We start from the raw sequence: 6,106 nt of genomic DNA, 5'->3' as shown, positions 1-6,106 counted from the left end.
TTTTGATCTAGACAGTCCAGATCATCGCAGGTGGGAGGCACCCTTCTTCCGCCGGAGCGTCAGGTCACGGCCTCAGCTGAACACATGAGGCCAAGCGCTACTACTACCGGGGAACACGCATCCCGACACCATGGCCGAGCACGGCATGAAGTGAACACCGACTCACGGGACTTGTGGAGAGCCCGGTGCGCTTAGCGGCGCACGCCGGGTTCGGGAGGCGACCCGGAGAAACGGGCTGGTCGAGAGGCCAGTACCGCGCTCCGGGTCGACCTCACTGCAATCGAGTGGAGGTGAAAGACCTTCTCCGCCGGGCCGTCGCAGCGGTCTGGTGAAGCTGGGGGCAGCCTGATCCGGGGAACGCCGGGGAGGGTGGCAAGCGGCCCCGACAACGGCGGGACGTGCCGGGACTACCGGACGGTGCGGGTCCGTCTAGCGAGGTCAGAAGGTGTACGCGAGGAACCAGCGCCTGACGCCCCGTAAGTACCGCCACTGGCCGACCTCTGCGTCCTGTTGGCCATGGCCGATGCCGCTTCTGCCGCCGTGGTGCGCGGCTCGGTGTCGCGCGCAATCGGCGGACAGCGCCAGGAGGTGACACCACACGAGACCGTTCGTTGAAGCCCGCGATGCAGATCAGCGCGGAGGCGGCTGGGGCGAGCGACGGGGGCCATCCGGGTGCCCCCAGGCCGTGTCGGCCGGCTGGCGTGTTACCGGCTGGCCATGCTGGGCCCGGATCGGCACCCTTCCCGGCGACAAGGAGCACAGCATGACGACGGACCCGGTCGGACGATTCCTGGCGGCCTTGGACCCGGATCACCGGGAGGCCGTCGGCGCCAAGCCGCGCAAAGAACAGGAACGGCTCGCGGCGGCCTGGGAACGTGAACTCGCATCGGACGTCGAGCTCGACACCCTCGACGAGTTGTCCCCGCCAGCGGCAGAGGCCGAGGCGGCCCGCCGTGTCCTGGACCGCGAACCCGGCTAGAGACCACTGCCTGCCATAGCCCGCGCGTAGGCCCCACCGCCCATACCTGTCGCCGCCATGCCGACCTCCCCGTTGAGCAGCATCGCGATCGCTTCCAACGAGGCGCTCACGGGCTGGAGCAAAACCTTCACCGATCTGTGGCTCTGCGCGGCGATCGTGGACCGGCTCACCTTCAACGCCACCCTCATCGAGACCGGCACCGAGTCCTACCTCTTGGCCCGCACCAAGGCGAACCAAGAACAACGAAACGAAGTAACGGCCCTACTCCGACGGCGGAACGATGTCTGCACGGCGGGACTGCGGGACCCCCGACTGCGGCAAGAGGTTCCGGGCGAGTACATCCAAGGCTTCTGATACCTCCCTCAGCCGATGCGGGTCATCAGATCCAAGTGCCACGGCGAGGGCATCCTCGATGCCGGCGGCGCGGACCTGCGCCACTCGCTCGGACACCTCGGCGACCTGACGCACCAGCACGCGGCGCCGGTCGACGGGATCCGGCGCCGTCTGCACCGATCCGGCTTCCTTGAGCCGGGCGATGGCCGAGGACACCTGGCTCTGCGGCAGGCCGGTGCGGGCGGCGATCTCACCGACGGCGGTGTCGGGATGAGCGGCGATGTCGCTGGCCACGATCAGCACCAGCCGGGCGCTGCCGGCATAGCGGCCGGCGCCGCCCGGAGGCTCCGGCAAGGCTTCCTCGCCGATCTTCATCAGGGCGCGCCCCAGCAGGAACAGCTCGACTCCGTTCACACCGCTCAACATATATCGAAATAGATTCATCGAGATTGATACATCTAGTTCGATGGAATAAGTTGGTCGAAGGACGGCGGAAGGACCGCCGCCTACAAGGGGGACCACCATGCCCAAGGCCACCGGCACGCTCGCCGTTCCCGGCGCAGTCCTGCACTACCAGGTCCGCGGCGCCGGCCCACTGCTGCTCATCTCGCAGAGCGGAGAAGGCGACGCCGACCGCACCACCGACCTCGTCGCCCACCTCACCGATTCCTACACCGTGGTCACCTACGACCGCCGCGGGCTGTCCCGCAGCCGACTCGACGCCCCCGAGCGAGGCGCAACACTGGCCGGGCACGCCGATGACGTCCACCGCCTGCTGGCCTCTCTCACCGACACCCCCGCCCTCATGCTCGGCTGCAGTCTCGGAGCCGTCATCGGCCTGCACGCCGCCGTGCAGCACCCCCAACAGATCCGCACCCTCATCGCCCACGAGCCCGTCGCCCCACGCCTGCTGCCCGACGACGAACGCGCCCGCCACGAGCGCGAACTCGCCGCCCTTCAGGACCTCTACCTCCGCGAGGGCCTGACCGCCGCACTCCCGGAGATCGCCAGGACCCTGGGCATCGACCCCGCCGCCACGGACACGGAACCCGATCTGACGCCCCAGCCGATGAACGCCCTACGCGCCGCCAACTTCGACTACTTCATCCGGCACGACTTCACCGCGATCATCCACGACACCCTCGACATCGCCGCGCTGAAGGGCGTCAGCACACATATCGTGCCCGCTACCGGGCGCACCACTCCGCGGACCGTCTTCGACTACCAGTCCGCGACAGCCCTGGCCACACTGCTCGACCGCGAACTACAGGAGTTGCCCGGCGGACACAACGGAAACACCAGCCACCCGCGTGCCTACGCAACACGCATCCGGGAGATCCTGAAGGCCGCAGGATGACGCAGAGCGGCCCGGCACAACACCCTGCCGGAAGGCTGAGTGAGGCAGGCTTCCACGGCCCCGGTGGTCCCGGAACAAACCGCCCTCCTGGTCCACTTCGCCGCCCTGACAGCGATCACGGGGAGCCGCGCCAGTCGGGGAAGGTTGTGTTCGATTGCCGAGTCCGAGCCGGGTTGTGCGGCAGTGCACGTCGAGTCCGCGGCGTGCAGTTCGACGGTCACGTTCGCCGAGCGGATACCAGGCTTTACCAGCACGTACGCCCGCTGCACCGACCAGCTGGGGCACTGCTGAACGCGATCGCATTGGCCCTGGCCGGACGATCGGGAGCGCGGCTGGCCACCACGCTGGGTATCGCGGCGGAACGGATGACGCCCTGACCCGCCTGGCGGCCTCCTCCGGGTCGTTCCACGTCTTGAGGCAGAAACGGCAGCCGGGCACGCCACCGCCCAGGACCAGAGCCTGCTGCTCGCATTCGGGGCGCCGACGGAGGGTCAGAACTGTTCTCGGGGGCTTTGGCCTCGTTGTCAGTAGTGTCCGTTAGCCTCACGACGTGGCGGCGGGGAACGCGCAAGCGGGCCATCACGTGCGCCAAGCCCTAAGAACTCCTCACAGAATGGGCCGCCCTCCGATTCCGCGCGCGGTGGGGCAAGGCGAGCGAGAAGATCACTATTCTGCACGAGTGCTCTCATACGACGAGTTGACTTCACCGGAGCGTGAGCTGTGGGACGCGTTCCCCGAGGGACGCCGCGTGGACCTGCGCACGGGTGTTCCCGAGAACGACCGTGTCACCGAGGGTGGGCAGTGGGGCCCGGGGCAGACGGTTCGGGCCGCCGTGATCGTGGCGCTCCTCCTGGGCGCGAACACCGCGCAACCGGGCGCCGTCGCGTGCCTGAGGCTCGCCGGGGCGCGGCTGTCCGGGCACCTCAATCTGGCCGGCGCGCAGATCGCTCACGCCCTCTGGCTCGAGGACTGCTGGTTCGAGGACCCGGTGGACCTTCTCGGAGCGTCGACGCAGACGCTCGTGATCACAGGCAGCCGGGTGCCGGGCATCGAAGCCCACTCGGCTCGTATCGAGGGAAACCTCGACCTGCGGCGCTCCGTCGTGGAAAGCCTCGCTTCCTCGCCCTTCAACCACGTGAGCACCGCCCTGTCGCTGAGCGACGCCCGGGTGACTGGCGGCGTACTCCTCAACGGGGCCGAGATCAACGCGCCCGGAGGATGGGCCGTGGCCGCCGGCGGCCTGGTCATGGAAGGAGGCGTCTTCTGCAAGGACGGGTTCGTCGCACGAGGTGAAGTGCGGCTGCTGGGGGCGCAGTTGCCGGGCGGACTATTCATGCAGGGAGCACACCTGGTGGGCTCCGGCCCACGCGGAGTGGCGCTCGCCTTGGACAACGCCGTGGCATCGACGCTCGACTTCTCCGACGGGTTCATCGCGAACGGGACCGTGCGGCTGCGCGGTGCCCGGATCTCGGACAACCTGACCTTTGAAGGAGCCGTCCTGAACGGGCCGCCCGACGGCCACGGCCCGTCATTGGTCGCCCTGCTGATGCAGGCCGTCGACTTCGACTTCACCCTCGCCCGGCCACCGTCCGGCACCGTGGACCTGCGGGGCGCGCAGGTGTCTTACCTCCACGACAGCGAGCACAGCTGGCCAGACACGGTCGACCTGGACGGCTTCGTCTACGGCTCCATCAAGGTGGACGAGGCTGGCGAGCGGCAGGAGGCAGTGGGGCGGCGGGACTCCGTGGCTCACCGTGTGGCGTGGATACGACGCGGGCCGGGCTACAACCCCCAGCCCTATGAGCAGTTGGCGAGCTGGTACCGGAAGGCCGGCCACGACGACGACGCCCGCCGCGTACTCCTGGCCAAACAGCGCCATCGGCGTGAAACTCTGCCGCCGGCCGCGCGCGTGTGGGGGCACCTGCTCGACGTGACCGTCGGCTATGGCTACCGCCCGTGGCTGGCCGGCGTCTGGCTCCTCGCACTGGCCTTGCTGGGCACACTGGCATTCGGCACTCACTCTCCCGACCGGGTCAAACAAGGCGAAGGCGCCCCGTTCCAGCCCCTCGTCTACACACTCGACCTCTTGATCCCCATCGGTGGTCTGGGCCAGCGCACAGCCTGGTACTGGTCGAACGACAGCCTCCAGGCGCTGGCCTACCTGCTGATCGCCTTCGGCTGGGTGCTGACAACCGCCGTCATCGCGGGTGTCACCCGCACCCTGCAGAAGAATTAGGACGTCCTTGAGATGTGGTCACAGTGCTTGCCGTATGAGGGTGAGTTGGACGGTGGCCTCGTAGCGGACGGCAAGCTTGTCGTACCTGGTCGCGACGCCTCTGGCCTGCTTCAACAGACCGATCGGCACTCAACCTTGTGTCTGCGCTTCTACATCTCGCGGTCGAAGCCGGGCGGGCGGCCACCGGCCGAGCCACAGCGGATCCGGTGGCCGGCATGGTCGCGCTTCTCCGGGATGGTGTGCGCGATCCCGCGTTTGCGCAGGTAGGAGCGGATCTGGCGCGAGGAGTAGGGCGATCCGCGAGGACGTGCTTCGGGCGGGTGCGCGGATGTCCAACGCCGACCCGAGGGACGCGGATCTTCTCCATGACCCGCTCGAAGACCGGTGCGTCGCCCCGCCGGCCCGCGGTGATGACAGCCGCAAGAACGTGGAAGGAAGCGTCGACGGCGAGGTGAATCTTGGTGGTCAGCCCACCGCGGGAGCGGCCGAGACCGTGGTCGTCCGGCTCGTCCGCCAGGCCGTCCGGACGCGTCCGGCCCGGATCGTCAGCCCCTTTTTGCGGGCCCCGGCGGCGTGCTGGTGCGCTCGACAGACGGTGGAGTCGACCGAGACCTCCCACTCGATGATGCCGTCGGCATCAGCCTTGACCTGCAGCTTCTTCAGGATGCAGGGCCAGGTGCCGTCGATCTGCCAGCGCCGGAACACCGCATACGCCGTCTCCCAGGACCCGTACCGCTCGGGCACATCCCGCCACGGCGAGCTCGTCCGCGCCCGCCACCAGATTCCGTCGAAAACCTGCCGCCGATCCCGCGGCGGTCGGCCCATCTTCGGTATCGGCGGCAACACGGCTTCCAGCCGCTCCCACTGTGTATCCGTCAGATCGCCCCGAGACATCTGAAGATCGTTTCACGGCCAGGGTGGACAGCAGCCCGTCAGCTCCGATCCGTGGTGGGCCGCCACGAACTGCCCGTCTCGCGTTCGAACGCCGGACGCACGTCAACGGTGTCGTACACGATGCGCAGCGTGGCAATACGGCCGTCCTCGGCGAGCTCAGCCAGGTCCACCACGTCAAACGGCGCGGCAGCTCCGGACGGCAGGCGCCAGTCAAGGGCAGCAAGGTCGGGCTCAGGGCCCGGCACGAGGACGACGTTCCGATCCTTCAGGCCGAGCTCCACGACGACGTGGTCAACGCGTCGCGAGC

The 6,106-nt window shown here is 68.4% G+C and carries 4 protein-coding genes and 3 pseudogenes; 5 read left to right on the top strand and 2 right to left on the bottom strand.

Going from position 1 to position 6,106, the window contains the following annotated elements:
- Window positions 1–763 precede the first annotated feature (763 nt).
- Window positions 764–979, top strand: coding sequence for a hypothetical protein (locus AB0D57_RS46905; protein WP_362088644.1), 216 nt, complete (start codon window positions 764–766; stop codon window positions 977–979).
- A gap of 75 nt (window positions 980–1,054) precedes the next feature.
- Window positions 1,055–1,210: pseudogene (locus AB0D57_RS46900) on the top strand (ATP-binding protein); the annotation flags it as partial.
- 30 nt (window positions 1,211–1,240) lie between these two features.
- Here AB0D57_RS46900 and AB0D57_RS46895 read toward each other — a convergent pair.
- Window positions 1,241–1,726 (bottom strand): helix-turn-helix domain-containing protein, encoded by a 486-nt coding sequence (locus AB0D57_RS46895; protein WP_362088643.1) that lies wholly within the window; start codon window positions 1,724–1,726, stop codon window positions 1,241–1,243.
- Between the two features lie 109 nt (window positions 1,727–1,835).
- Here AB0D57_RS46895 and AB0D57_RS46890 point away from each other — a divergent pair, with 109 nt between their 5' ends.
- Together AB0D57_RS46890 and AB0D57_RS46885 are read left to right on the top strand one after the other, a co-directional pair.
- Window positions 1,836–2,669 (top strand): alpha/beta hydrolase, encoded by an 834-nt coding sequence (locus AB0D57_RS46890; RefSeq protein ID WP_362088642.1) that lies wholly within the window; start codon window positions 1,836–1,838, stop codon window positions 2,667–2,669.
- A gap of 679 nt (window positions 2,670–3,348) precedes the next feature.
- Entirely contained in the window at window positions 3,349–4,905 is a 1,557-nt protein-coding gene (locus tag AB0D57_RS46885) for an oxidoreductase (RefSeq protein ID WP_362088641.1), read from the top strand.
- A gap of 18 nt (window positions 4,906–4,923) precedes the next feature.
- On the opposite strand, the pseudogene AB0D57_RS46880 reads toward AB0D57_RS46885, so the two are convergent.
- Window positions 4,924–5,799: pseudogene (locus AB0D57_RS46880) on the bottom strand (IS5 family transposase).
- A gap of 209 nt (window positions 5,800–6,008) precedes the next feature.
- Between AB0D57_RS46880 and AB0D57_RS46875 the strand changes: the two are divergent.
- Window positions 6,009–6,106, top strand: a pseudogene (locus AB0D57_RS46875) (N-acetyltransferase); the annotation flags it as partial.

This window comes from Streptomyces sp. NPDC048275 (genome assembly GCF_040652275.1).
Taxonomy (GTDB): Bacteria; Actinomycetota; Actinomycetes; order Streptomycetales; family Streptomycetaceae; genus Streptomyces.
The sequence above is the reverse complement of the archived record's forward strand: the minus strand, read 5'-3'. Positions and strand labels throughout refer to the sequence as shown.